Genomic DNA, 25,298 nt, shown 5'->3' with positions numbered 1-25,298 from the left:
GTCGGTTTTGTTTTGGAACGAGAGTCCGTGTGAACTTATTCAATGCGTTGCCGGTGCTTGCAGGCGGAGGGCTTGCAAGGCGGCCTTTTTGCCGAAGAGCCGGAAGACGGCCGGCGTGACGGCGAAGTCGAGCAGCGTGGAGGTGATCAGTCCGCCGACGATGCAGATCGCCACCGGGCTGAGGATCTCCTTGCCTGGCTGCCCCAGTGATCTCACGAAGGGAATCAGCGCGATGCCTGCGGAAAGCGCGGTCATGGTGACCGGAACGAATCGCTCCAGTGTGCCACGCTCGATCATCCGCTCCGTGAAGGCTTCGCCCTCGTGCTTCATCAGATGGAGATAGTGGGAGATCATCATGATCCCGTTGCGTGCGGCGACACCGCCGACCGCAATGAAGCCTACCAGGGTCGCGATACTGATGTTTCCCACCAGAATCCACGTGAGCGCCAAGCTGCCCATCAGGGCGAGTGGCAGGTTCAGCAGCACCTGGACTGCCAGCACCAGGCTGCGGAAATAGGACCACAGCAGCATGACGATCACCGCGAGGATGATGCTGAAGAGGATCGCGATCCGTTGTGCGGCGGCTTGCTCCGCCTGGAACTCACCTTCGTAGCTGACGAAAACTCCTTCCGGCATCTTGATCTGCTCCGCCACCTTCTCCTGAAGTTGGCGCACGAGTTCGCCCGCATTGCGCTGCGTCGGCGTGATCGAAACCACGTAGCGGCGCTGGGTGTTCTCGCGGAAGACCGAGCTGGGGCCCGAAGCTTCACGCACGTCTGCCACCAGTTTGAGTGGGATGTTGCGACCGGTCTTGGTGTGGATCGGCAGCTCGCGGATTTTCTCCGGATCGCTGCGCCACTCGAGGGGAAGGCGGATCGCCAGATCGATGGTGCGCTGGTTCTCGCGAAGCTGTGCCACGTTCCCGCCGCCGAGTAGGGTGGCGAGTTCGGAGTTCAGCTCACCCGGCGTGACGCCGTGTGCCAAGGCCCGCTCGCGATCCAGTTCGATACGGAGCTGTGGAATCGGAGCCTGCTGGTCGAGCTTCGCGTCTTCCAAGCCGGGGATGGTCTTGGCGATGGCCTGAACCTTTCCGCCGATCTCGGTGATCACGTTCAGGTCGGATCCGAAGACCTTGACGGCCACTGGAGCTGTCACGCCACTTAGCAAGTGGGCGATGCGGTGGGATAGCGGTCCGGAAAGCACGCTGAAGGTGCCGGGGACGGTTCTCACCCGCTGGCGGATGTCTTCGAGGATCTCCTTGTTGGTGCGATTGCTCGCTCCCTTCTTGAAGTCGATATCGAACTCCGCGTTTGAGATCGGGACGATATGGTCGCTCCGCTCGGCGCGACCGATGCGTCGGCCGATGTGATTCACCTCGGGGACTTGGCGGATCTGATTTTCCACCGCCTTTGCGAGATGCTCCATTTCCGCCAGCGAGGTTCCGGGTGCGGCACCGGTGGTGACGATCACGGTTTCCTCATGGAATGCGGGCAGGAAGTCCTTGCTCATCTTCGGATAGAGCATGAGTGCGAGCACCAGCAGCATCGAGACGATGGCGATGACCAAAGTCGGTTGCCGCAGGCTTAGGCGAAGCAGCGTGTTCTTCAGGGTCGCCTTGAGCAGGCTCACCAGGCGGCCGTCTTCGTGATGACCCGGCTTCATCCGTTCCTTCAGGAGGAGCGAGCAGAGCACCGGGATCGCCGTGAGCGAGACGACGAAGGAAGCGATCATGCTGACGATCGTCGCAATTGCGATCGGTCCGAAGAGCCTGCCTTCCACCCCGGTCAGGCCGAGCAGCGGGACGAAGACGAGAACGATCAGGATGGTCGCATAGAGGATCGAGTTCCGGACTTCTCCGGAAGCCTTGGCGATGACTTCCAACTTCGGCTTGGGCTCGGCCAATGCTGAGTTCTCCTTGAGCCTTCGGAAGACGTTTTCCACATCCACGATGGCATCGTCCACGACCATGCCAATGGCCACGGCGAGACCTCCCAGGGTCATGCTGTTCACGCTTAGCCCCATCCATTTGAAGGTGAGGAGCGTGATCGCGAAGCTCAGGGGCATCGCCATCAGCGTGATCGCGGTGGTGCGCAGGTTCAGCAGGAACAGGAAGAGGACGATGGTAACCATCACTGCTCCTTCGACGATCGCGTTCTTCAGGTTATCAATCGCGCGATCAATGAAATCGCGCTGGCGAAAGAGGATCATCGCCTCCACGCCTTCCGGCAGTGCGGGCTTCAGCTCCTCGATCGCTTTCTCGATTTTCTCGGTCAGTGCCACGGTGTCAAAGCCGGGCGCCTTGGTGACGCTCATGATCACGCCCGGGCTTCCATTCACGCTGGCATCGCCCCGCTTTGGCTCGGTGTCCCATGCGACTTTCGCGACGTCCGCGATGCTGATGGGGCGACCGTTCACCAGCTTGATCACGGTCTTCGAGATGTCCTCGAGTTGGACTGTCATCGCCAGGTTGCGGACCATGATTTCCTGCGAGCCCTTATCGATGAAGCCGCCGGTAGAGTTGGTCGCTGCCTCCTGAGTGGCTTGCTGGAGTTCCTCGATGGAGACGCCAAGGGCCTGCATGCGCCAAGGGTCCGGTTGGACCTGGGCCTGCTTCACGCCGCCACCCATGTTGAGGATCTCGGCTACGCCGGAAATCGCTTGGAGGCGCGTGCGGATGGTCCAATCCGCGATCGTCCGGACATCCATTGGAGCGGTGCTGCCGTCCGGGCTGCGGACGCCGATGAGGAGGATCTCGCCCATGAGCGACGCAACCGGCGTGAGGTAAGGCTGTGTGCCTTCCGGCAAGGACTCCCTCACGCTTTGCAACCGTTCCTGGACGAACTGGCGGGCCTGATAGATATCCGTGCCCCATTCGAATTCAGCGAAGACGAGCGAGAGCGCGATGTCCGAACTCGATCTCAGGCGATTGAGCCCGGAGATGCCCATCAGCGAACTTTCGATCGGCTGGGTGACGAGTGTCTCCACTTCCTCCGGAGCAAGTCCGGGGGCTTCGACCAGAATGGTGACCGTGGGCTTGGTCAGGTCGGGAAGGACTTCGACCGGTAATTCTCGATAGGCTTGGAAGCCCATTACGGAAAGCAGCAGGGCAAGCCCGATGATGACCGCCCGGCTGCGGAGCGACCAGCGGATGAGTGCGTTTAGCATCGTCTCAAGCTTGTTCAGTGGTTTCGTCCTGCGGCTTGCGCTTGGTGATCGAAGTGATCACCAGCAGCACCGCCAGCACACCCGTGGAAATCATGAAGAAGAGCTCGCGAGAGCTACTGCCCTTCGCTTCGCCGTGTTCATGACCCGCTTCCCCGCCTCCGGCTTTCGCCGCGGCGGCTTGTTCCGGCGTCATTTCGGAGCCGTCCTCGTTATGCTTGTGGCCGTGGGCTGCATCGAGCGCTTCTTTGAGCGACATGCCACCGCCACCGCCTGCAAAGCCAAGCGAGTAGGAACCACGTGTGACCACTTCATCGCCGGGGAAGAGCCCGTCGATAATTTCCACGCGATCGCCGCTGGCTTCACCTACCTGAACGTTGGCGCGTTCGAAGGCATTCGGGATGGTCGTGTGCTTCACATAGACGTGACGGTTCGCCGGATTGCCTTGCAGCGATTCCTTCGGGACCGAGAGCACGTTCTCGCGCAGCGAACTGATAATGCTGAACTCCGTCCGCATGCCAGGACGCAGGATGCCTTCCGGATTCGCCAGCTTGAAGTAGGCATCGATGGTGCCGCTTTCCTGGTCGGCGGAGGTGCCGAAGCGCAGGAGTTCGCCCTCGAATTCTTTTTCGCCAAGGGCCGCTACCTTGATCTTCGCCTTGGCTCCCGGCTTGATCGAGCCGGCGTGATATTCCGGCACGCGGGCCACGGCGTGGACCTCCGAGAGATCGGTGATTTCCAGCAATGCCTTGTCCGGCTCCACCGGATCTCCGAGGCGGGTCTCGGAATGCATCACCAGACCCTTGATCGGAGTGGTGAGGGGAATCACGGGGGGCGGATCACCGGGCTGGCGGCTCTCGACCTTAGCGATCACTTGGCCCTCGCTGACGGTATCTCCGGTTTGGACATCCAGCGCAACGAGCCGTCCGGAAATCCGGCTGCTAACGGTGGCGGTATGGCCGGGCATGGCCTCGATGCGGCCGAGCGCGAAGGCGGTTTCCTCGAAGGTCGATTCTTCGACGACGACAGTTTCGATACCGAGGTTTTTCACGCCCTCCTCGGTCAGCAGGACGGTGCCCGTTCCTGCGGGTGCGGCAGCGTGGGCAAGGGAGGGCAGCAGGAGCAGGAATGCTGCGAGCTGCGGTCTAACAAAAGGTTTCATGAATGTGAAAGAAGGGTGATCAAGGTTTGGCGAGCACGGACTCGTAGCGGACCCGGGCCAGGTGGAATTCACGCAGGGCGTCCAAGCGGGCGGCCTGCAATTGCATGCGTTTTTCCCGGCTGCGGAAGACGGCCTGGAGTTCTCCCTGGCCTTTCCGGTAGGCCTCCTCCGAAGCCTTCGCCTGTTCATCTGCCAAGGGCAGCAGGGTGTCCGTGGTTTCCACTGCCAGCTTCTGCCACTGCAGCATCTCGTTCTTCGCGGCCTCTGCTTCGAGGCGGATGTTCCGGGCCAGCGCGGTAGCTTCCTTTTCCTTCCGCTCTTGCTTCGCCTGGGCCTCCTGCACCGCGCCTTCGTTCTTGTTCCAGAAGGGCAGGGGGATCTTGACTCGCAGCCCGACCATTCCTTCGCGGTCATAGCCCTCGGGAGCGTCTTCGGTGCGTTCGACGCCGGCGAAAATTCCGGCCTCCATGTCCTCGTAGCGCTTCGATTGCTCCAGCGCGACGCCTTGGGCGGCGGCCTTGGCATCCAGCTTCGCGGCTTGGAAATCGGGGCGCTTCGAGGGATCGACCGCAGCGGCGGGAATGGCTGCTTCCGGAAGCGCTCCTCCGACATAGAGCGGTTCATTCGGGCGCACGCCGAGCAGTGGCTTCAACTCGCCGACCGCTGCCGCTTCCGTGGCATCGAGCTGGCGCATCTCCAGCGCCAGGCTGGTGGCTTCCAGCTTCGCCTGTCCGGCGTCGAGGGGTGAGCCCTCGCCCTTCTCTGCGACGCCGGTGAGGAAGTCCGAGAACTCCTTCGAGAGCGCGGATTGTTCCTTCAGCAGTTCGCGGCGCTTCCGGATGGCCAGCACGTTCACGATGCCCTCGCGGGCTTGGGCGACGAGCTGGCGCTGGACTTCGCGGACTTCGGCTTCGGCCACCTTGACTTCGGTGGCGGACACTTGCTTTTCCAAGGCGAGCCGGTTCGTGACCGGGAAGCGTTGGGAAAAGCCGACTTGGATCCCGCGCTCGCGGAAGCGTGGATCGTGGGAGGCTTCGACTTCGAGTTCCGGATTCGACAGGCGTCCGGATTGGGTCATTCGGCCGATGGCTTCCTGAATGCGCAGCCGGGCGGCGGCGAGATCAGGATTTTGGGCCTTGATCCGGCCACCCACGCTTTCGAGCGAGATGATGACACCGGGTTCGGCCTTGGCCGCGGATACCGCGAGAAGGCAAACGACCGCGGTACGGGATAGAAAAGAATACATGGATAAAGGTAGAAACCGCCTGGTTGGAAAACCTTGGACGGATGAGTCAAACAAAGGACTTGAGGGACTCCGCGGGCATCAAGGTGCCTTCACGGAAGGACGGCGGGCCGTGGGTACGGCAGGCCGGAGCATCGGGAGGCGATGCTCAGATCAAAGGAGGCTTGTCCAAGGCAAAGACCGGCTCGTCCGGAGGGAGAGCCGTCGACCAAGTGACGCCAAGCCAAGAGGCACCGGGGGGCACGAGGCCGGGGTTCGGTATCTCGGCACCAGCCAAGGGTGCCTGGTGGCAGCAGGTGTGGTGATGGTCGTGCGGCCACGGAGGGCAATCCTTCCCGTGGTCGCCAGCATCGCCCTGCGAATCGGAGCCATCGTGGGAGTGGTCGTGATCGCAGCATGCCGCGACCTCCTTTTTCCCGTGCTGGTGATCCAGAGAGAGCACACGGCCCCATAGCCCGGCCATCACGCCGAACACCAGGAGCCATGTAAACCAGCTGCGCACGCTGACCAAGAAACGCGTCGGAGGGCCTCCTGCAAGCCGAATCTCGCCGGAATGGGCTTCCCATCAGGCGGGGTCCTGAGGAAGTTTGGCGCACATGGCCGTCTCCGAACCCCACAAGGAACTGCGCTTCACCCGGGCCGGGCAGGCGACCGGATTCTGGATTGCGGGGGCGGTTCTGGTGATGGCGGCGCTGGTCTTTTTCCTGCTGGCCCCGCATCGCGCGGAGAATCCCCAACTGCCGCACCCGGCCTGGGGGATCGTCCCGCTGGCTTTGGCGGGACTGTCGCTGCGGGTGGCCTGGCGTTGCACGAAGCACGCCTACATCCTGCTCAGCCCGATCGGGGTGGAGGTCTTCCCCTTCTTCCGGGCGGAGTCGGGGATGCAGGTCATTCCTTGGGCCCAGATCACGGGGGCTGACGTGGATGCCTCCCGGCTGACGCTCCATTTTTCCGAAGAAAAGACCTCCGGCATCCATCTTTCCCTCGCGCCGATCGCCAAGGACCGGCGCGAACTCCTCTCGAAAGCGATCCGTGGACGGATCCCCGCCTAGCCCGACGTGATCAATGTTGGACGTCCGGCGCCGGATGTTCATGTTCCGCGCATGCGACCGCCATCCCGTCAGATCCAATCGGTAGAAGATGCCTTCGGGCGAAACGGCTGGCATTGCGAGCCGGTGGAAGGGCGCGATGTCCTGCGTGCGGTCTTTTCGGCCCACCACACCCGGATCGAGATGGTCGTGCAGGCCTACATTCCGATGAATGCGCTGGCAGTGATGGGCGAGATGCCGCTGCCGGTGAGCGAGGAGCACCAGCCTTACCTGTTGGAGTTGCTCGCCCGGGCGAACAAGACGCTCAACCTCGGAGGCTTCGAATACGACCTCGATCGCCAGCGGCTGGTCTTCCGGATCACCAACCTCTTCGACCGGGAGCTCTATGATGCGGACATCGTGACCTCGATGGTTCACTGCGCGGTGGCGGAGCTCGACCGGATCGCCCCGTATGCCTCGACGGTGATCCGCACGCCGGAGGATCTGCTCGACGATCTCGACATCAAGCGCCTCTTGCAGCGTGAGGATTTCATCCCGCCGGTACCGGGGGATGAAGATGACCTTCCTTGAGAAAAAAGACCGCCCCATGAAACCGATTGCTCTCCTTCTTGCCACTGCCTCGCTGGCCCTTGCGAATGATGCCGCCCATCCGGCTGATGCCTGGGAACTCACTTTGGAATCCGGTTATCTCTGGAACATCGGGAACAATACCGCGATCGACTATGAGATTGCCCCGACGCAGTTCACGCTGCGCAGTCCCACGGTATTGAATTGGTTCGCGGGCGATGATGGTTCGCGGCTGGTGGTGCGAAGCCGGGTGTCGTTGCTGACGGAGTCGATCGTGGAGGGTCCTGAGGACTACTACTTCGGGATCTCGGGCGCGCCTTCGATCGAGTATTGGTTTCCGAACCAGAAGACCTCCTTGTTCTTTTCGATCGGGGGCGGGGTCGGTTGGACGAACTCGACGGGTGAGCCGGAGGGACAGGGGCAGGATTTCACCTTGAACTGGTTCTCACAGCTCGGGATGAGGCAGGAGATCTCGAACAACCTCTCGGTATTAGGCGGGGCGTACTTCATCCATCATTCGAACGGCGGGCAGACGGATCCGAATCCGGGGATCGATGCCTTGGGGTTCACGATTGGTTTGGGATGGAGGTGGTAGTTCCGTTCTACGGTTCTATCTCGCGATGAGCGGCCAGCCGTCCTTCCATTCGAGGGGAAGCATGCGGAGGTCGGATCTGCCGTTGCGGTCCTTGTCGTAGTAGTGGTGCACGAGCATCTCCCGGCCCTTTTCCTTGTAGATGGACGCGTGGCCGGGGCCGATGAACTTGCCTTCGGTGGCGAGAAACGGCGCGCCGCCGCCGTCCTTGAGGTCCACGCCCTCCTTGTCGAGATAAGGACCGGTGATCTGCTTGCTCCTGCCAATGCGGATCTCGTAGGTGCTGTCCACGCCCTTGCAGCATTTTCCCCAATTCACGAAGAGGTAATAGTCGTCGCCGTGCTTGTGGATGAAGGGGGCTTCGATCTCCTGATGAGTGGCGAGCCGGATCGGCTGCTGGCCAGCGTTCTTGCGAAGGCCGGTCTTCGGATCGAGCTCGATGAGCTGGGTGCCTTCCCAGAAGGAGCCGAAGCTCATCCAGAGGCGGCCATCATCCATGATGAGCGCCGGGTCGATCGCATTGTAGTGATTCGAGCCGCGGGAGCGGATGATCATGCCTTCGTCTTTCCAGGCGTAGTCCTTGGAGGCGGGATCGAGGGTCTTGTTGGTCGCCAGGCCGATGGCGGATTCGTTCGAGCCGAAGCTGGAGACCGAGTAGTAGACGAACCATTGGCTGCCGATGCGGATGATGTCCGGGGCCCAGAGGTGACCTCGGTTTTCGGGGATCTCTTTCTTGTGCCACGCCGGATAGTCGGAGAAGAGCAGACCTTCGCGCTTCCATCGGCCATCGGCCTCCCGCTTGAGCAGCGGCACGCCGTGGCCGGTGCAGAGCATCAAAGTGCTTCCGGCATCGTCCACAACGGTGGAGGGGTCGTGGATGCGCGGATAGGGATCGTCCCGGTGGAATTGGGCCGCTGCGGGGAGGATGAAAGCGAGACTTGCCAGGAGAAGCGGCCGGAGCATGGGGAGGGAACGCGGGTAAAGCGGGAATGTTTCTGTGGCTGTCACGATTCGGGAGGGGGTGGGATTCCGAGGCTTTGAAATTTGCCACCTGTTCCGCCTGTTATATCAGGGAAATTAACAGGCGGGCGGAGGGAGAAATCACCAATCATCAATCTGCCAATCATCAAACGAAGCGCGCTTCGCGGGGGCGAACAGGAGAGGATGGGTGCGTGGACGGGGAACATGTTTGCCAAGAGATTCGCAGATGCGAGGGTGGGTTTCTACTGCCAAGGTCGGCTTTAATGGAGATGAAGGAACTTAGGGGCCTCCCGGCTCCCCTTCAGGGAGCAGTACCCTGGTCGTGAAGACCCAGGGTTGCGCGCTGCGCGCTTACCCTGGGCTATCTCCCGACCGCCCCGTTGGGGCTCTAGAAGAGGGCGTGTTGTGCGGTTGTCCTGGGCTATCTCCCGACCGCCCCGTTGGGGCTCTAGAAGAGGGCGTGTTGTGCGGTTGTCCTGGGCTATCTGCCGACCGTCCCGTTGGGGCTCTAGAAGAGGGCGTGTTGTGCGGTTACCCTGGGCTATCTGCCGACCGTCCCGTTGGGGCTCTGGAAGAGGGCGTGTTGTGCGGTTACCCTGGGCTATCTGCCGACCGCCCCGTTGGGGCTCTAGAAGAGGGCGTGTTGTGCGGTTACCCTGGGCTATCTGCCGACCGCCCCGTTGGGGCTCTGGAAGAGGGCGTGTTGTGCGGTTGTCCTGGGCTATCTGCCGACCGCCCCATTGGGACTCTAGAAGGGGTGTGTTGCGCGGCTATCCTAGGCTATCTGCCGTCCGTCCCGTTGGGGCTCTAGAAGGGGGTGTGTTGTGTGGCTATCCCAGGCTATCTCCCGGCCGCCTTGTTGGAGTCTTCCTTGCGTGACGACAAATGTCGTCATTTTTGGATGGACGGGTGACGACATTTGTCGTCAGTGTGGTTTGACGATCATGAAATCGCTTCCCGCACTCTCCGCCGCCGAGCAGGCGCTCATGGACTTGATCTGGCAGAAGCAGCCTGTGCCGGTGGCGGCGCTGCTGGAGTTAGTCAATGCCGAGCGTGCCGAGCCGATTAGCCGGAACACTTTGCAGACGCAGCTCACGCGGCTGGAGGCGAAGGGCTGGCTGAGGCATGAGGACGGGGAAAAGGTGCGCCACTACAGCGCGGCAGTACCGGAGAAGCGTGGTCGTGGAAAGATCCTCTCGGAGCTGAAGGAGCGGCTCTTTGGCGGGTCGGGGCTTTCGCTGGTGCGCTGTCTGGTGGAAGAGGGAGGCTTGAGCGATGCGGAGATCAAGGAGCTGAACGACCTGATCAAAGATCACCGGAAGGGAGGCAAGGCGTGAACTTCCCGGAGCATTATTTGTTCAATGTCGCGCTGCATGCGACGGGTCTTTCGATCCTGGTGTTCGCGGCCATCCTTTTCATGCGGAAGCCGCAGCGGGTCGCAGTGGCGGCCTTGTCGGGACTGCTTGCGATTGCGATTCTTCCTTGGTTCTCCGCATGGAGAACAGGTGAGAAAACGGCCGAGAGGAGTAAGTCGGACCGAGTGTCAGTCTCTCCCGCAGCCTTGCCACAATGGACGGTGATCCGCATCCCGGCGGCGCGGGTCCAAGAGTCGGCCGTGGCGGTGAAAGCTAAGAAGCCAATGGCTTTGCCGAGTCCGGATGCTCTTTTGGCCTATGGCTGGGCGGCGGGTGGAGGCGTGCTGCTACTTGGTCTGGGCATCGCTTCCCTGCGCATCGTGAGTTGGCGACGTTCCCTTCATCCGATGGATGAAGAGGCGTGGTGCAGGCTTTCCGAGAACCTTGGGGACGTTCCATCGCGCGACTCTTTCCGCACTTCATCCGGAAGCGGGAGTCCTTGCGTGGCCGGATTCTTCCGTCCCCTGATCGTGGTGCCGGCTTATCTGCTGGAGCAGGATAAAGAGCGGGAGCTTCGGTGGGCTTTGCGACACGAACTGCGCCACTGGCGTGGTGGGGATTCACGTTGGACCATGATCCTTGAATTGATCCGTGCGATTCATTGGTGGAATCCGGTGGTGCATCTCCTGATCGCGCGATGGAAGATCACGCGTGAATTCATCTGCGATCTTTCGGCGGCGGAGAATGATGAGGACCGGTCGACCTATGGCGAGTTTCTGATCGCGATGGCGTCCCGGCAGACTTCCCGAAATCCACTGGCAGTCACCATGGTTCGCAAGCAGAGGCTGAAAGCGCTGAGGGCGAGAATTGTCACGATCCTCGAAGCCACGCCGGGCAGCGGGACGCCATTTGAAAAGGGGGTCCTCCTCTCGGCGTGTTGTGGCCTGTTAGGGGTCGCGCTGCTTATCTCGGGGGTGCGGGTCGGTAGTGACCTTTCGACTTTATCTGGAGCGGGGGAGTTCGGCGTGGTGCAGGACAGCCCGTCCGGCGGGATGGCATTTGCGGAGGATGAACCAAACCAAGCAGAAGGCGGATTGGAAAAGATCGTTCAGGTGAAGGTGAGGATGAAGGTTCTGGTCACAACGGACGAACTGGCAGCCAACGCTTCGGTTCGCACGGATGCCGAAATGCAATTGCTGATGAGGGAGGCAGCCCAAGAGAAGGGAGCGATGCTGATGACACCACCGGTGGTCACCATGCGGGCCGGCGAGGCGACGATGATCGAAGTGGTGCGGGAAAATCCCGCGAAACCGCCATGGCAGCCCGACGCCAAGAACCCCGGGGAACGACCCGAAGGGTTCGCGGGATGGAGCTACCGCTTGGAATCACAACTGGAAGGACAGAAGCTCCGGGTGGAGGCACGGATCGGCTACGGCTTCGTTCCGGGAGAGCACTTTGCGCTGGATGTGGCCGCTTGGGAGAAAGGGACCGAGCGGCTCGAGGATGAAGTGAACATCGAGGTCGCTTGGGACAAGTTGGTCCACCGGAAGGGTGCGGCCACGGGGAGCCTGGCACCTGGAGATACGATGGCGATTTCCCTAGGGGAAGTGATGCCCGGGCATCATGGTGTGGTTTTCATCACGGTGACCCCGGTCGATGTGATCGGGGTGGAAGTCCCGGATTTCGAGGCCGCCGGATACGAGCTGTTACCCGCGATCAAGGGGAATTTGAAAGTCCGGGGTTCCTTGATTGAAGTAAATGACGATGCCCGGGCAAGTTTCGGGGACGGGAGCATTTCGCCGGCAGTGGTTTCGATCCTGAGGGAGACGGCGATGAAGATGAAGGAAACCAGCAAGACGCCGGTCATCGAGCTGCCCGAGGTGGTCATTCCGAGCGGGGAGTTCCGCGTCCCTTGGGACGAGGTGAAGGAGCTTTCGTTTTCGGCCGAGTTTCTAGGCGATGCTTCCTCCGCCAATGTGAAGTTTCGCCCCATGAGAACCGGCTTCAGGGGCACGGATGCCAGAGGAACTCCGACAGCCGAGAGGCTGATTCCGAGGAGCTCTGCTGCTTTGCTTCATGTTCTTCCGAACGAGAAGGGGCCCCAGCGCATGATGATCTTGGAACTTGATCCTGCAGACTGAAACGAGAAAGCACCGCGACGGGCGGTGCTTTTGTCGGTGTTCGCCTCAGGCTCCGGCCGCATCGGCGGGTATTGCTACTTCCCTTTTCTTCCGACCGTAGACGAGTTCGAAGACCGGGGAGGTCATGAGGGTGGTGACGATGGCCATCACGACCAGGATGGAGAACAGGGCCTCGCCAATGATGCCGCGCTGGAGGCCGATATTGATGATGATGAGCTCCATGAGGCCGCGGGCGTTCATCAGGGTGCCGACGGCGAGGGAGGTGGCATTGTCTTCCCCATTGAGGCGGGCGGCGGCCCAGCAGGCCACGCCCTTGCCGAGCACGGAGGCGAGCAGGATGGCCACGGCCACGAGGATGAGATTCGGCTGCATCAGCACGTTCAGCTTCGTGTTCAGGCCGGAGAAGGTGAAGAACATGGGAAGCAAGAAGACCACGGCGAAGGGCTCGATCTTCTTCCGGATGTCGTCCGCGAAGACGCCACGGGGCATTGCGATGCCGAGGATGAAGCCACCGAAGACGGCGTGGACGCCAATGATGTCGGCGTACCATGCAGCGAGGCAGAAGAGTGCGAGCACCAGGGCCATCATCGGCTGGCTGACTTCGCCGGCTTTCTCTGCCCGGCGGCCAAGTCCGGCGAGCCACTTGCGTCCGACCGTGAGGGCGACGATGCCGTAAAGTGCGGCACCGCCGATGGCGACCACTTCCGCGCCGATGGTCATGCCGCCGACAACCAGCGGCTGCGAAGCGCCGAAGGTGGCGAGCACCACGGCCAGCACGCACCATGCAGCGGCGTCATCGATGGCACCTGCAGCGAGGGCAAGGGTCCCAAGGGAAGTTCCGGAAAGGCCGCGCTCTGAAATGATGCGGGCGAGCATCGGGAAGGCGGTGATCGCGATTGCCGCGCCGAGGAAGAGAGCTCCTTCAAAGTAGCGGACCTTCGGAGAGAAGATGCCGGGGACGTGTTGCAGCCATAGGACGAGCAGCGCACCGAGGATGAAAGGAACGAGCATTCCGGCGACGGAAACGCAGGCCGCGCTGCGAGCACGCGAGCGGAAGTGGGAAGTATTGAACTCAAGGCCCACGAGGAACATGTAGAGTCCCACCCCGAGCTGTGCCCCGGCGTAGAGGATGCCGCGGGATTCCTTCGTGAAAATCGCCGACATGAGATCCGGCCAAAAATACCCGAGCAGCGAGGGGCCGATCAGGACGCCCGCGATCATCTCCCCGACTACTTGCGGTTGACCGACTTTTTTCGCCAGGAGGCCTACCAAGCGGCAGACCACGAGGATCACGGCCATTTGGAGGAAGAACGAAGCGGAGAGCGCGTGCATACGGGACGAGCTTCCGGCACTCCGGCTGTGGAAGGCAACCGGGATTATAATCTAACTGCAATATGCAATGGTTATATTATATTTTCATTGAAATCAATAGATCGGAATGGCGTCGGATTTCTCCGTGACGATAACGTCAACAACCTTCGAGGGGGTGAAGACGTTCACCCAAAGCAATTGATTTTAAAGGCGAAAGCGTTTCAAAGCGGGCGTTGAGAGAACGGGGTTCGAGGGGCTTTTTGCCGCCCCGTTGACCACACGAACCTCTATGAACCGTTACGTCCTTCATCGCGCCTTTCTGGCCTCCTCCCTCGTTCTTTCCGCTCAAGGTGCCACGCTATGGACCGGGGCGAATAGCACCGACTACAACGATGCGCTGAACTGGAATCCGAGCACGGTTCCTGCCACCACCGAAGCGATTGAGATGAGCACCGGAACTGCCGTGCGGAATGGCAACTTGGACCGCGCCGCGCTTTCCACACTGTCCGGCGACGCCTCGCTGACGATCCAGAACGGTCGCTTCCTGAATGGTAGCGGCGGCACCGGAGACTTTCAGGTGAACGGCGGCACGCTGAGCCAAACGGGTAATTACTTCATCGTCTCGATCAACCAGCCGGCTTCCATTGTCCAGACCGGTGGCGTCGTGAATTCGAGCATCGACCGCGGCTGGTTCATGTCGGATGGCGGGACCTCCTCGGGGACCTATGAGATCGGCGGCGGCTCGCTCAATGTCGTCACCTCCGGATCGCAAACCGCGAACAACAACTTCGCGGTACACATCGGCAAGCAGAGCGGTGACGATGCGCTGCTGGTCAATGGTGGCAGCGCGAACTTCACCGCGACCGTGGCGAACACCCGCACCTACGTCTCGAAGGGTTCACGCGTGGAGGTGAACTCAGGGAGCCTTTCCTTCAGTGGCTTCCGTTTCATCTCGGTGGGGCGTGATGGCGACGCGACGACGACTTCCAAGATGCTGATCAATGGTGGCACCGTGAATGTAAGCGGGCAGGCTGCGGATGGAGCGGTGGTGATCGGCAACGGGAATACCGGCCTGATTTCGATGGGCTCCGGGGATTTCCATCTCGTCAACGGGCCGATGTGGGTGGGCGACGGAGGTGCCGGCGGCAGCTATGTGCAGACCGGAGGCACCTTGATGCTCGACGACGGGCAGATCGTGGTGGGCCGCAATGGCTGGGGAATCTTCACGCTGGATGGCGGCACTGCGACCGCGCGGAATATCCAGCTGAATCGGGACGATGCGATGGTGAACCTGAATGGCGGCATGCTGACGGTGGATGGTCTCGGCGGCAGCGCCCCGACGCGCGGGACGGTGAACTTCAACGGCACGGAGATCCGCCCGGGGGCGAACTTCTTCGGTGGTCCCTTCATTTCGAACCTCACCCATGCCTATATCGGCGAGAAAGGTCTGAAGATCGAGATCGCGGATGGCCAGGAGGCATCCATTTCACAGGAACTGGCGCATTCCCCCGAGGTGGGTGCGCACAAGGATGGCGGTCTCACGAAGAAGGGGCCGGGCACGCTGCTGCTGGATCAGCCAAGCTCTTATAATGGCCCGACCAAGGTGGAAGCCGGGACGCTGGCGATGATCTATCCGACCTTGGACGATCGCAGCACACTGAACATCGCTTCGACGGCGACGCTGGATCTCTATCACGCGGAAGTGGATACCGTGCGCTCGGTGGTGATCGGCAGTCAGACCCTTGCGACCGGTGTCTGGGGCGCGCCGGGCTCCGGTGCCCAGCACATCCATCCGAATCTCGCGGGCTATGGCTTCCTGAATGTCACGAATGGTGCCGCGGAGACGGCCTTTGAAAGCTGGATCCTCGGCACCGGCCTGCCTGCGGCCCTGACCGGAGCGGATGCAGATGGCGACTCCGATGGCGTGGCCAACCTGATCGAGTTTGCCACCGGGGGCAATCCGACCGAACTGACGAGTCCGGGTGTCCGCGTGATCGTCCCGCAAGTGCAGGGCGGAGTGCTCACGATCGCGGCTCGCAACGGAGCGAGCTTCACTGCTGAGGGGGGGCGTCGCATTGCAGAGGTTGATGGAATCCGCTACGAGGTAGAAGGCAGCACCGATCTTTCGAACTGGGATGCCAGCGTGGAGGAAGTCACGGCAGTGACGACGGGAGTGACTGTTCCGGCAGCCGGATTTGCGCTGCGCAGCTTCCGCGTCGCGGGCGCGAGCGAAGGGAAATCCTTCCTGCGTCTGGTGGTCACCCAAGTTCCCTGAACCCTTCTTTGATCGGGGATTCGTACCGCGTCCGGCTCCGGACGGGCGCGGTTTTCCGTATTCGGGGCCTGTCCATGCCGGGGCCGCGGTCCTTTCTTTTTCAGTGTCTTGTATTTGGGCTCTGGACTCTTTCGCCTCCGCCCTTTACTGCCTGCGCCGCCATGTCCGAAGCAACTCAACCGCATTCCACCGAAGCTGAACTCATCGCCGTCCGCCGTGAGAAGCTGGGTAAACTGCGCGAACTCGGCGTGGATCCCTACGGCTCCGCCTATGAAACCACGCACACTCCGGGTGATCTGCGTGAGAATTTCACCGAGGGCCTGCAAGTGAAGGTGGCCGGCCGCATCACCGGCCTGCGAAACATGGGCAAGTCTTGCTTCTTCCACGTGGGTGACATTCACGGCGGGATCCAGGGTTACCTTTCGATCAAAGAGCTCTCGCCGGAAGATCTCGCGATTTTCGAATGCCTTGATCGCGGCGATTGGCTCGGCATCGAGGGTGAAACCTTCGTGACCCGCACCGGCGAGCCATCGATCAAGGTGTCGAAGTTCACGGTCCTCTCCAAGTCGCTGCGGCCGATGCCTGACAAGTGGCACGGTGTGGCGGATCGCGAGATCAAGTACCGCAAGCGCCACCTCGACCTGATGTCGAATGAGGAAAGCGCGGAGGTTTTCGTGACCCGCAGCAAGATGGTGGCAGAGATGCGCGCCTTCTTCCACGAGCGCGGTTACCTCGAAGTGGAAACGCCGATGCTGCAGGACATCCCCGGCGGTGCCGCGGCGCGTCCCTTTGAAACTTTCCACAATGCGCTGGGCATGCCGCTGACGATGCGCATCGCGCCGGAGCTGTTCCTGAAGCGCCTGCTGGTAGGTGGCTTCACGAAGGTCTTCGAACTGAACCGTAATTTCCGCAACGAAGGCATTTCCCGCCGCCACAATCCGGAGTTCACGATGCTGGAGGCCTACCAGGCTTTCGCCGACTTCGAGATCATGGCGGATCTTGTGGAATCCCTGATCTGCCACCTCGCGGAGAAGTTCCGCGGCACGCTGAAGCTGGAGCACAAGGATGAGGAAGGCAATGTCGTCCGCACCATCAATCTGGAGCGTCCTTGGAAGCGCGCGGATTACAACGACCTCGTGGCGGAAGCGGCGGGTGCGGATTTCTTCACGATCACCCCGGAGCAGCGCCGCGAGCGTTGCGACCAACTCGGCGTGCAGATCTCGCCCGAGATGGAGGACCACGAAGTTGTCCAGCAGGTCTTCGAGAAGCTGGTGGAGGAGAAGTCTTTCGATCCTTGCTTCGTGACCCGCGTTTCCAGCGAGCTGGTTCCGCTCGCGAAGCTGAGCCCCGGCGGCAAGACCGTGGAGGTCTACGAGCTGGTGATCAATGGACAGGAGATTTCGCCCGGTTACTCGGAGCTCAATGACCCCGATGTCCAGCGCGCGCGCCTGGAGCACCAGTCCGGCGAGGAGACGCAGAAGGTGGACTACGATTTCATCGAGACCATGGAGCACGGCATGCCGCCGGCCGGTGGCATCGGTATCGGCATCGATCGCCTGATCATGATGCTTACCGGAGCGCCGACGATCCGCGACGTCATCCTTTTCCCGTTGCTGAAGCGGAAGGATTGATGCGCTTGCCCTTGCAGGCCTTCTCTTCCTTGCGGATCACCGCCTTCACTTCGTCCGCAAAGGCGCAGGCAGCGGCGGTGCGATGGCCTCCATTCACCCATGCCAGGCCGACACGGCGGAAGGAGAGATTCTCCGCCTTGTCGGCGAGCGGTTTCACGACGAGGTCCGGATAGGCGGCCCAGCGGACGGCGGATTCGGGCATGAGAGTTACCATGTTCGTCTGCCGGACGGTGGCGAGCACTCCCTCGATCGAGTTCATTTCGATCGAGGGGCGGAGCACGCGTTCGAGTCCCTGGAGGGAAACGCTTTCGAGGACGAGTTCGCGGGTGCAGAAGCCGTGGCTGAGCAGGACCATCGGCTGAGTCAGCATGTCGGGCAGGGTGATTTTTTTCCGTTTCGCGAGAGGATGGCCTTTCGGCAGGACGGCGACGAGGCGTTCGACGAAGAGCATCTCGGTATCGAGGCGCTTGCCGTGGCGTTCGTGCATGAAGCTGATGCCGAGGTCGAGATTTCCGGCGAGCAGTTCGGCTTCGAGGAGTTCCATCTGGAGTTCCCGCACCGAAACGGAAACCCCAGGATGGGAGTTCCGGAAATTGCCGACCGCTTCCGGAATCACGGCGACATTCACGGTGGAGACGATGCCGATGCGAAGTTCGCCGCTGGCCATGCTGAGCAGCTCGGAGATCTCTCGCTTGGCGTCGTCGAGCTCGCGGAGCATCGAGACCGCGCGCTTGCGCAGGATTTCGCCAGCGGCGGTGAGGCGCACGGTGCGGCTCAGGCGTTCGAAGAGCGGTGCACCCATCTGCATCTCCAGCTGCTTGATCTGATGGGAAAGCGTGGGCTGGGAGAGAAAGAGGTTTTGGGCTGCCTTCCGGAAGTTCCGCGTCTCCGCGACCGCGAGAAAATAGCGGAGGTGGCGCAGTTCGGTGATGCCTTCTTTGATCGTTGCCATCTATCGATATGATTAGATCAAGAGATTGGATGAATCAAGGGCGAGGCGGTAAGATGGCGGCCTATGCATGCTCCACATGATTCTCCCTCCGGCGGCGGCCGGATGCCTGCGGCCGTCTACGCACTCACCGTCGGTGCCTTCGGGATCGGCACCACGGAATTTGTGATCATGGGCTTGCTGCAGCAGGTGGCCGCGGATCTGCAGGTCACAATTGCTGCGGCAGGGCTGCTGATCAGCGGCTATGCGCTGGGCGTTTTCCTGGGGGCGCCAGTGCTCACGCTCGCCACAAGCCGGTGGCCGCGGAAGTCAGTGCTACTCGCGCTGATGGGGATTTTCATCGTGGGAAACGTGGTCTGTGCGGTGGCTTCCAACTATGCGTTGCTGATGGTGGCGCGGGTGATCACCTCGATGGCGCACGGGACTTTCTTCGGAGTGGGAGCCGTAGTCGCGACGACGCTGGTGAACGAGGAGCGGAAGGCTTCGGCGATCTCGGTGATGTTCACCGGACTGACCTTCGCGACGCTGATCGGGGTGCCGGCGGGCGCGTGGCTGGGCTTGCAACTGGGCTGGAGGGCGACCTTTTGGGCGGTGGCGATTCTCGGGGTGCTGGGGCTTGCGGCGATCGCGTGGCTGGTGCCTGCGGAGAAGGGAAAGGCTGAAGCTCCGTCCGATATTCGCTCGGAGATTGCTGCTGTCACCGGTGCGAAGGTGCTGAGCGGGCTTTTGATGACGGTGCTGAGTTGGGCCGGGGTTTTTGCGGTCTTCACCTATATCCAGCCAATCCTGACGGGGATCTCCGGATTCAGCGAGAAGGCGGTCTCGCCGATCCTGCTGGCATTCGGTGGGGGAATGATCGTGGGAAACTTGATTGGTGGTCGCTTGGCCGACAGGAGGCTGACGGCGACCTTGTTCGGCTCCTTGATCTTCCTCGCGGCGGTCTTGGGCTTGATGAGTTTTGCGATCCACAGCAAGGCGGCCGTGGTGGTCTTCACCGGGCTGCTCGGTGCGGGGGCTTTTGCGACGGTGGCTCCCTTGCAGATGCGGGTACTGCGTCACGCGGGCTCAGGGAGCCAGACGCTTGCATCCAGCTTGAACATCGGTGCCTTCAATCTGGGCAATGCGATCGGCGCTTGGCTCGGTGGCTTCGTGATCCTGCATGGTCCGGGCCTGGCCAATATCCCGTGGATCGCTGGCTTGGTGAGCTTGGGTTCGGTGGCGGTGGCCTTGCTCAGCCAAGGGGCGAGCCGCGCTCCGGAAGATCCGGAATTGGCCTGAGCGGAAGCATCGACGAAGCCGCGCACGTGGCTTTCAATATCCGCGTGCGCGAGCTGATCCTTAACGAAGAGATCCACACCCGGGTGATCGGGGAGCTGGTGCCTTCGGCGCGGCGCTTTTTGTGGATCGTCACGGCGGACATCAAGGACATGCATGTCGCGCGGGGGAAGCGGTCGGTGCCGTTCCTGCGGGTGCTGGCGGAATTGGTAGAGGAGGGCGTGGCGGTGCGGCTGATCCATGCGAAGGAGCCGGGGCCGCGTTTCCGCGAGGACTTCGACCGCTATCCGGTGCTGCTTGAGAGCGATTTGTTCGAGCGGGTGCTGTGCCCGCGGGTGCATACGAAGTCGGTGATCGCGGACGGGAAGCGGGCCTTTGTGGGGTCGCCGAATCTGACCGGTGCGGGGATGGGGGCGAAGCATGCGGACAAGCGGAACTTCGAGGCGGGCTTCCTGACCGATGAGGCGGAGGATCTTGAAAAGCTGGTCGGCTGGGTGGATGAACTTTTCCTGGGGGACTACTGCGGGCGCTGCCGTTTGAGGGATCGCTGCCCGGATCCGCTCGACCGGGAGGCGTAAACCGGGTCTTGTCCGGGCGGGGTTCTCGGGCATTGTTTGGGCGAAATGCTCCTCTCCCGTTTCTTCTCCCGATCCTGCCGCGTGCTGCTGGCAGGGCTGGCGTCCGCGCTGGCGGCACCCTTGTTTGCCGCCGATGAGCCGGACCATCCGGTGAAGCCACTGCTGTGGAAGATCGAGGGGAAGGATGTGAAGAAGCCGGCCTATCTTTTCGGCACGATCCATGTGGGAACAGGACCGGCGGCAACGCTGCACCCCGCGGCGGAGAAGGCCTTCAAGGAGGCGACGGCGGTGCACACCGAAGCTCCCTTTGATGCGGCGACGCAGGTAGGGGCGGTGCAATTGGTGCTCCGGCGCGATGGAAAGCAGCTCTCTGATTCGATCGGGCCACAGCTGGGGAAGCGGCTTGAGGAGGAGTTGAAGCTGATCAATCCGCAGCTGGATTCCACTCCCTTTCAGCCGCTGAAGACCTGGTACGTCGCGATCATGCTGCCGATGCTGCCTTTCCAACTGGAGGGCGGGAAGCCGCTTGACATGGCGCTATGGGATCGGGCGGAAAAGGATGGGAAGAAGGTTGCCGGGATGCAGACGACGGCGGAGCAGCTCGCGGGATTCCACGACTTCAACGAGAAGGAGCAGGTGGTGCTGCTCAAGGAAACGCTGCGCCTGCTGAAGAAGGACCGCGATGAGAGAAAGGATTCCACGAAGGATCTCGTGGATGCTTACATCTCGGGAGACGTGGACAAGATCGAGGCGGAGTGCGACAAGGCACTGAAGGCGACTTCCGAAGGAGAGCATCGCGAACTGGGCGAGCGGCTGATCAAGCGGCTGCTGACGGATCGCGATGTGATCATGGCGAATTACATCGATGCGACCCTGAAGAAGTCACCGGATGAGGTGCATTTTTTCGCGGCGGGAGCGGCGCACTACACCGGGAGGAACGGCGTGCGCGCCCACCTTGCGAAGAAGGGCTACACGGTCAAGCGGATGGAACCGTGACGCGCGGAAGGCCTGCGGCTTGGGCGACGATCTCGTAGCTGCGCCTGCGATCTTCGTGGCGATAGAAGCCGGAGTGGATGATAAGTTCATCCGCGCCAGTGGATGCGACGAATTCCTCGAGCTTCGATTTCACGGTTTCCGGGCCGCCGATGATGAGGGCGCCGAGGTGATCCATGACCGCGGCTTTTTCCTGCGGGCTCCAGCGGCCATCGAGGCTGGGAATCGGCGGGGGCACGGGTGTCGGTGCGTGGCGGATGAGATTGAGGATCTGCTGCTGGACGGAGGTGGAGAGGTGGCGCGCCTCTTCATCGCTATCCGCGGCGATCACGGGGACGCCGACCATGGCGTGAGGTTCCGGCCAGCGTTCGGAGGGCTGGAAGTTGTCGCGGTAGATCTTGAGCGCCTGGTGAAGCAGGCGCGGGGCGAAGTGGGCGGCGAAGGCGAAAGGCAAGCCGAGGAAGGCGGCGAGCTGGGCGCTGAAGGTGCTGGAGCCGAGCAGCCAGACGGGCACGTGGGAATTCATGCCCGGGATGGCTTTCACGCGCTGCGCGGGATTCGGGCGGCCCAAGAGAGCGATGAGCTCCTGAACCTGATCCGGGAAATCATCGGCTGCGGTGGGATCGCGGCGGAGGGCGCGCGATGTGGTTTGATCGGTGCCAGGAGCACGACCGAGTCCGAGGTCGATGCGGCCGGGATAGAGGGCCTCAAGAGTGCCGAATTGCTCGGCGATGATCAGAGGTGCGTGGTTCGGCAGCATGATGCCGCCGGAGCCGATGCGCAGGGTGCTGGTGCCCGCCGCGACATGGCCGATGAGGACCGATGTCGCAGCACTGGCGATGCCAGGGATATTGTGATGCTCGGCGAGCCAGAAGCGGGTGTAGCCCAGCTTCTCGACGTGTTGCGCGAGATCGACGCTATTCCGGAAGCTCTCCGAAATCGTGCCGCCTTCCACGATCGGTGAAAGGTCGAGAACGGAGAGCGGGATTTCGGAGAGCAGCTTCATGGTGTGAGATCGGGCGCGATCGATCAGGCTGGCTGGGCCAGTTGATCGAGGGTCGGGTAGTCGGTGTATCCTTCCGGGCCTTGGCCGTAGAAGCTGCCCGGATCCGGTTCGTTCAGCGGGGCGCCGAGAGCAAAGCGTTGCGGCAGATCCGGATTCGAGATGAAGAGGCGGCCGTAGGAGATGGCGTCGGCTTCATCATTCTCCAGCAGCTCTTCGCCTTCGCCGGCGGTGAGCTCCTGATTGGCAATGAAGTCGCCGGTGAAGGCCTTGCGGATGCCCTTGCTGAAGCGCGGGGAATCAAGAGCTTCGCGGACGAAGAGGAAAGCGATGCCGCGGGCACTGGCTTCACGGGCCACGTAGCCGTAGGTCGCAGCGGGATCGGAGTCGCCATTGCCATTCGCCGGAAGGGCGGGTGACAGGTGGAGTCCCACGCGGTCCGGTCCCCAGACGGAGATTGCGGCGTCGAGGGCTTCCAGCATGAAGCGGGCGCGGTTCTCGATGCTGCCGCCGTAGGAGTCGGTGCGCTTGTTCGATTCGTCGTTCAGGAACTGCTGAGGCAGGTAGCCATTCGCGCCGTGGATCTCGACGCCATCGAAGCCGGCTTCCTTCGCATTGAAGGCAGCCTTGCGGTAGTCCTCGATGATGCCGGGGATCTCCTGAAGTTCCAAGGCCCGAGGCGTGACATAGGGCTTCTGCGGGCGGATCAGGCTGACGTGGCCCGGCAGCGCGATGGCGCTGGGGGCGACGGGGAGTTCGCCATTCAGGTAGTAGGGATCGGAGACGCGTCCAACGTGCCAGAGTTGGGCGATGATCGTGCCGCCTGCTTCATGCACCGCCTTGGTGACGAGCTTCCAGCCTTCAACCTGCTCCTGCGACCAGAGGCCGGGAGTGTCTGGATAGCCCACGCCCATCGGGGTGACGGAGGTGGCTTCGGAAAGGATCAGCCCGGCACCGGCGCGCTGGCGGTAGTATTCGGCCATCAGCGCATTCGGCACGCGGCCTTCACTGGAACGGCAGCGGGTGAGCGGTGCCATGACGATGCGGTTGCGGAGTTCCCAGGCACCGATGCGGATGGGCTGTTGAAGCAGGGACATGATAATGGATCGGTTGTTGTAAAAAGCGGGCTCCTCAGTTCTTGAGGGAGGCCATGTCGATGACGAAGCGGTACTTCACATCGCTCTTGAGAAGGCGGTCGTAGGCCTCGTTGACCTGCTGGATCGAGATCATCTCGATCTCGCTCACGATCCCCTTCTCGCCGCAGAAATCGAGCATCTCCTGGGTCTCGGCGATGCCGCCGATGGCGGAGCCGGAGAAGCTGCGGCGTGGCAGCAAGAGATTGAAGGCGGCGACGGGAAGCGGGTTCTCCGGAGCACCCACGAGAGTGAGGTTGCCGTCGAGCTTCAGCAGGGAGAGGTAGGCGTTGATGTCGTGATCGGCCGAGACTGCATCGAGGATGAAGTCGAAGCTGGAGGCATGCTTGGCCATTGCGTTGGCATCCTTCGAAATCACCACTTCATCGGCACCGAGCTTCAGGCCGTCCTCCACCTTGGAAGGAGAAGTTGTGAAGAGAACGGTGTGGGCCCCCAGAGCGCGGGCGAACTTCACGCCCATATGGCCAAGACCGCCAAGTCCAACGATGCCGACCTTCTTGCCGGGGCCGACTTTCCAGTGATGCAGCGGCGAGTAGGTGGTGATGCCGGCGCAGAGCAGCGGCGCGACAGCGGCGGGATTGAGATTGGCGGGAACCTTCAGGGTGAAGGCTTCATCGACCACGATGGCATCCGAGTAGCCGCCGTAGGTGATGCCACCCAGATGCTTGTCTTCGCCGTTGTAAGTGAAGGTCGGGAACTTGAGGCAGTATTGCTCCATGCCCGCTTGGCAGTTTTCGCAGGTGCGACAGGAATCAACCATGCAGCCTACGGCGGCGAGATCGCCCTCCTTGAACTTGGTCACCTGCGGCCCGACCTTTGTGACGCGGCCCACGATCTCATGGCCGGGGACGCAGGGGTAAATGGTGTTGTGCCATTCATTGCGGGCCTGATGGAGGTCCGAGTGGCAGACCCCGCAGTAGAGGATCTCGATCTGGACATCGGTGGCCCCGGGCTCGCGGCGTTCAATGCTGAGAGGAGCAAGGGCGGCGGTGGCGCTTTGGGCGGCGTAGGATCTGGAGGAGCTCATGTCGGGTAGGGGAGAAGAGGCGGTTCTCGTTTTTGTTAGAAAAGGCTGTGGAGCAAGCCACCTTCGGCACGGAGGGCGGCACCATTCGTCGCGGCGGAACGCGGGCTGGCGACGTAGGCGACGAAGGAGGCGATCTCATCCGTCTGGATGAAGCGGCGCAGCAACGAGTTCGGCCGCATGTTGGTGAAGAATTCCTTCTCCACTTGTTCAGCCGGCTTGTTCTGGTCGCGGGCGAGATCTTTGACGAACTGCTCCACGCCTTCCGACCAGGTTGGGCCGGGCATGATGGTATTCACCGTGACGCCGGTACCGGTGGTGAGACCGGCGAGGCCGCGGGAAAGCGAGACCTGCATGGTCTTCGTCACGCCGTAGTGGATCATCTCCGCGGGCACGTCGGAGGAAGACTCGCTGGAGATGAAGATGATGCGGCCCCAATCGCGCGACTTCATCTTGGGGAGGTAGGTGCGGCTCAGGCGCATCCCGCTCATGAAGTTGGTCTCGAAGAAGCGATACCAATCGGCATCGGGGATTTCCTCGAAGGGCTTCGGCTCGAAGATGCCCAGGTTGTTGACGAGGATCTCCACGTCCGGAAACTCCATGGCGATTCGGTCGCTCTCCTCCACCTTGGCAAGATCGCCGGCGAAGCTTTCGAGGGATGCGTCCGGGACATCCTGCCGGATGGCAGCGATGGCCTCATCGACACGGGCCTGCGTGCGGCCATTGATGATGACGCGGGCCCCTTCTGCTGCGAGAGTCTTCGCAATGGCGAGGCCGATGCCGGCGGTCGAGCCGGTGACGAGGGCGAGTTTGCCGGTGAGTTGGAGGTCCATGGTGGTGGTGGATTGAGCAT

The 25,298-nt window shown here is 61.9% G+C and carries 21 protein-coding genes; 10 read left to right on the top strand and 11 right to left on the bottom strand.

Features of this window, described 5'->3' with window-relative positions; all coding sequences use genetic code 11:
• Positions 1 to 39 precede the first annotated feature (39 nt).
• From HHL09_RS08990 to HHL09_RS08975, 4 genes are all read right to left on the bottom strand, one after another.
• Entirely contained in the window at positions 40 to 3,165 is a 3,126-nt protein-coding gene (locus HHL09_RS08990) for an efflux RND transporter permease subunit (protein WP_169454223.1), read from the bottom strand.
• Between the two features lie 4 nt (positions 3,166 to 3,169).
• Positions 3,170 to 4,324 (bottom strand): efflux RND transporter periplasmic adaptor subunit, encoded by a 1,155-nt coding sequence (locus HHL09_RS08985; RefSeq protein WP_169454222.1) that lies wholly within the window; start codon positions 4,322 to 4,324, stop codon positions 3,170 to 3,172.
• 19 nt (positions 4,325 to 4,343) lie between these two features.
• Positions 4,344 to 5,570: a TolC family protein gene (locus HHL09_RS08980; protein WP_169454221.1), complete on the bottom strand. Its 1,227-nt coding sequence runs from the start codon at positions 5,568 to 5,570 to the stop codon at positions 4,344 to 4,346.
• Positions 5,571 to 5,715: 145 nt separating this feature from the next.
• On the bottom strand, positions 5,716 to 6,069 hold the full coding sequence (locus tag HHL09_RS08975) for a hypothetical protein (protein WP_169454220.1): 354 nt from the start codon (positions 6,067 to 6,069) through the stop codon (positions 5,716 to 5,718).
• A gap of 94 nt (positions 6,070 to 6,163) precedes the next feature.
• On the opposite strand from HHL09_RS08975, the gene HHL09_RS08970 reads away from it, so the two are divergent.
• The 3 genes from HHL09_RS08970 to HHL09_RS08960 are packed head-to-tail and all read left to right on the top strand — an operon-like array spanning position 6,164 to position 7,778.
• A complete protein-coding gene (locus HHL09_RS08970) occupies positions 6,164 to 6,619 on the top strand; it encodes a hypothetical protein (RefSeq protein ID WP_169454219.1) in 456 nt (151 codons plus the stop codon).
• A 51-nt stretch (positions 6,620 to 6,670) separates the two neighbouring features.
• Positions 6,671 to 7,186: a YbjN domain-containing protein gene (locus HHL09_RS08965; protein WP_169454218.1), complete on the top strand. Its 516-nt coding sequence runs from the start codon at positions 6,671 to 6,673 to the stop codon at positions 7,184 to 7,186.
• Between the two features lie 16 nt (positions 7,187 to 7,202).
• Positions 7,203 to 7,778, top strand: coding sequence for an acyloxyacyl hydrolase (locus HHL09_RS08960; protein WP_169454217.1), 576 nt, complete (start codon positions 7,203 to 7,205; stop codon positions 7,776 to 7,778).
• Between the two features lie 15 nt (positions 7,779 to 7,793).
• On the opposite strand, the gene HHL09_RS08955 is transcribed toward HHL09_RS08960, so the two are convergent.
• Complete coding sequence (locus HHL09_RS08955; RefSeq protein WP_169454216.1) at positions 7,794 to 8,738, bottom strand: arabinan endo-1,5-alpha-L-arabinosidase; 945 nt, start codon at positions 8,736 to 8,738, stop codon at positions 7,794 to 7,796.
• A gap of 962 nt (positions 8,739 to 9,700) precedes the next feature.
• On the opposite strand from HHL09_RS08955, the gene HHL09_RS08950 reads away from it, so the two are divergent.
• Both HHL09_RS08950 and HHL09_RS08945 read left to right on the top strand, forming a co-directional pair.
• Positions 9,701 to 10,093: a BlaI/MecI/CopY family transcriptional regulator gene (locus HHL09_RS08950; protein ID WP_169454215.1), complete on the top strand. Its 393-nt coding sequence runs from the start codon at positions 9,701 to 9,703 to the stop codon at positions 10,091 to 10,093.
• The gene (locus HHL09_RS08945; protein WP_169454214.1) at positions 10,090 to 12,252 is read left to right on the top strand and encodes a M56 family metallopeptidase; all 2,163 of its coding nucleotides are present in this window, start codon (positions 10,090 to 10,092) and stop codon (positions 12,250 to 12,252) included. The genes HHL09_RS08950 and HHL09_RS08945 overlap by 4 nt, the downstream gene beginning before the upstream one ends.
• 45 nt (positions 12,253 to 12,297) lie before the next feature.
• Here the strand turns inward: HHL09_RS08945 and HHL09_RS08940 are convergent, their stop codons facing one another.
• On the bottom strand, positions 12,298 to 13,551 hold the full coding sequence (locus tag HHL09_RS08940) for a cation:proton antiporter (RefSeq protein ID WP_205761008.1): 1,254 nt from the start codon (positions 13,549 to 13,551) through the stop codon (positions 12,298 to 12,300).
• Between the two features lie 301 nt (positions 13,552 to 13,852).
• Here HHL09_RS08940 and HHL09_RS08935 point away from each other — a divergent pair, with 301 nt between their 5' ends.
• Positions 13,853 to 15,838: an autotransporter-associated beta strand repeat-containing protein gene (locus tag HHL09_RS08935; protein WP_169454212.1), complete on the top strand. Its 1,986-nt coding sequence runs from the start codon at positions 13,853 to 13,855 to the stop codon at positions 15,836 to 15,838.
• Between the two features lie 161 nt (positions 15,839 to 15,999).
• On the top strand, positions 16,000 to 17,469 hold the full coding sequence (lysS, locus tag HHL09_RS08930; protein WP_169454211.1) for a lysine--tRNA ligase: 1,470 nt from the start codon (positions 16,000 to 16,002) through the stop codon (positions 17,467 to 17,469).
• Here lysS and HHL09_RS08925 read toward each other — a convergent pair.
• Positions 17,435 to 18,421 (bottom strand): LysR substrate-binding domain-containing protein, encoded by a 987-nt coding sequence (locus HHL09_RS08925; protein ID WP_169454210.1) that lies wholly within the window; start codon positions 18,419 to 18,421, stop codon positions 17,435 to 17,437. The genes lysS and HHL09_RS08925 overlap by 35 nt on opposite strands.
• A gap of 63 nt (positions 18,422 to 18,484) precedes the next feature.
• Here HHL09_RS08925 and HHL09_RS08920 point away from each other — a divergent pair, with 63 nt between their 5' ends.
• Genes HHL09_RS08920 through HHL09_RS08910 form a run of 3 tightly spaced genes read left to right on the top strand, consistent with a single transcriptional unit; the run spans position 18,485 to position 21,267 of the window.
• Complete coding sequence (locus HHL09_RS08920) at positions 18,485 to 19,696, top strand: MFS transporter (protein ID WP_205761007.1); 1,212 nt, start codon at positions 18,485 to 18,487, stop codon at positions 19,694 to 19,696.
• 44 nt (positions 19,697 to 19,740) lie between these two features.
• Complete coding sequence (locus HHL09_RS08915) at positions 19,741 to 20,271, top strand: phospholipase D-like domain-containing protein (protein ID WP_169454209.1); 531 nt, start codon at positions 19,741 to 19,743, stop codon at positions 20,269 to 20,271.
• Between the two features lie 45 nt (positions 20,272 to 20,316).
• A complete protein-coding gene (locus HHL09_RS08910) occupies positions 20,317 to 21,267 on the top strand; it encodes a TraB/GumN family protein (RefSeq protein ID WP_169454208.1) in 951 nt (316 codons plus the stop codon).
• Here the strand turns inward: HHL09_RS08910 and HHL09_RS08905 are convergent.
• From HHL09_RS08905 to HHL09_RS08890, 4 genes are read right to left on the bottom strand one after another with little or no spacing between them, the layout of a single operon-like run.
• Complete coding sequence (locus HHL09_RS08905) at positions 21,248 to 22,270, bottom strand: LLM class flavin-dependent oxidoreductase (protein ID WP_169454207.1); 1,023 nt, start codon at positions 22,268 to 22,270, stop codon at positions 21,248 to 21,250. The genes HHL09_RS08910 and HHL09_RS08905 overlap by 20 nt on opposite strands.
• 23 nt (positions 22,271 to 22,293) lie before the next feature.
• On the bottom strand, positions 22,294 to 23,364 hold the full coding sequence (locus HHL09_RS08900; RefSeq protein ID WP_169454206.1) for an alkene reductase: 1,071 nt from the start codon (positions 23,362 to 23,364) through the stop codon (positions 22,294 to 22,296).
• A gap of 34 nt (positions 23,365 to 23,398) precedes the next feature.
• Positions 23,399 to 24,448, bottom strand: a complete 1,050-nt coding sequence (locus HHL09_RS08895; RefSeq protein WP_169454205.1) for an NAD(P)-dependent alcohol dehydrogenase — start codon at positions 24,446 to 24,448, stop codon at positions 23,399 to 23,401.
• Between the two features lie 35 nt (positions 24,449 to 24,483).
• Positions 24,484 to 25,278, bottom strand: a complete 795-nt coding sequence (locus HHL09_RS08890; RefSeq protein WP_169454204.1) for an SDR family NAD(P)-dependent oxidoreductase — start codon at positions 25,276 to 25,278, stop codon at positions 24,484 to 24,486.
• Positions 25,279 to 25,298: the final 20 nt, after the last annotated feature.

It is taken from the genome of Luteolibacter luteus (genome assembly GCF_012913485.1).
Lineage (GTDB): Bacteria > Verrucomicrobiota > Verrucomicrobiia > Verrucomicrobiales > Akkermansiaceae > Haloferula > Haloferula lutea.
This window is presented reverse-complemented; position numbering and strand designations above follow the sequence as displayed.

Coding starts and splice junctions, on each gene's coding strand:
- HHL09_RS08920 (WP_205761007.1), top strand. CDS start 18,485: ATGCATGCTCCACATGATTCTCCCTCCGGCGGCGGCCGGATGCCTGCG.
- HHL09_RS08970 (WP_169454219.1), top strand. CDS start 6,164: ATGGCCGTCTCCGAACCCCACAAGGAACTGCGCTTCACCCGGGCCGGG.
- HHL09_RS08955 (WP_169454216.1), bottom strand. CDS start 8,738: ATGCTCCGGCCGCTTCTCCTGGCAAGTCTCGCTTTCATCCTCCCCGCA.
- HHL09_RS08985 (WP_169454222.1), bottom strand. CDS start 4,324: ATGAAACCTTTTGTTAGACCGCAGCTCGCAGCATTCCTGCTCCTGCTG.
- HHL09_RS08940 (WP_205761008.1), bottom strand. CDS start 13,551: ATGGCCGTGATCCTCGTGGTCTGCCGCTTGGTAGGCCTCCTGGCGAAA.
- HHL09_RS08935 (WP_169454212.1), top strand. CDS start 13,853: ATGAACCGTTACGTCCTTCATCGCGCCTTTCTGGCCTCCTCCCTCGTT.
- HHL09_RS08990 (WP_169454223.1), bottom strand. CDS start 3,165: ATGCTAAACGCACTCATCCGCTGGTCGCTCCGCAGCCGGGCGGTCATC.
- HHL09_RS08925 (WP_169454210.1), bottom strand. CDS start 18,421: ATGGCAACGATCAAAGAAGGCATCACCGAACTGCGCCACCTCCGCTAT.
- HHL09_RS08960 (WP_169454217.1), top strand. CDS start 7,203: ATGAAACCGATTGCTCTCCTTCTTGCCACTGCCTCGCTGGCCCTTGCG.
- HHL09_RS08895 (WP_169454205.1), bottom strand. CDS start 24,448: ATGAGCTCCTCCAGATCCTACGCCGCCCAAAGCGCCACCGCCGCCCTT.
- lysS (WP_169454211.1), top strand. CDS start 16,000: ATGTCCGAAGCAACTCAACCGCATTCCACCGAAGCTGAACTCATCGCC.
- HHL09_RS08905 (WP_169454207.1), bottom strand. CDS start 22,270: ATGAAGCTGCTCTCCGAAATCCCGCTCTCCGTTCTCGACCTTTCACCG.
- HHL09_RS08890 (WP_169454204.1), bottom strand. CDS start 25,278: ATGGACCTCCAACTCACCGGCAAACTCGCCCTCGTCACCGGCTCGACC.
- HHL09_RS08910 (WP_169454208.1), top strand. CDS start 20,317: ATGCTCCTCTCCCGTTTCTTCTCCCGATCCTGCCGCGTGCTGCTGGCA.
- HHL09_RS08965 (WP_169454218.1), top strand. CDS start 6,671: ATGCGACCGCCATCCCGTCAGATCCAATCGGTAGAAGATGCCTTCGGG.
- HHL09_RS08900 (WP_169454206.1), bottom strand. CDS start 23,364: ATGTCCCTGCTTCAACAGCCCATCCGCATCGGTGCCTGGGAACTCCGC.
- HHL09_RS08950 (WP_169454215.1), top strand. CDS start 9,701: ATGAAATCGCTTCCCGCACTCTCCGCCGCCGAGCAGGCGCTCATGGAC.
- HHL09_RS08980 (WP_169454221.1), bottom strand. CDS start 5,570: ATGTATTCTTTTCTATCCCGTACCGCGGTCGTTTGCCTTCTCGCGGTA.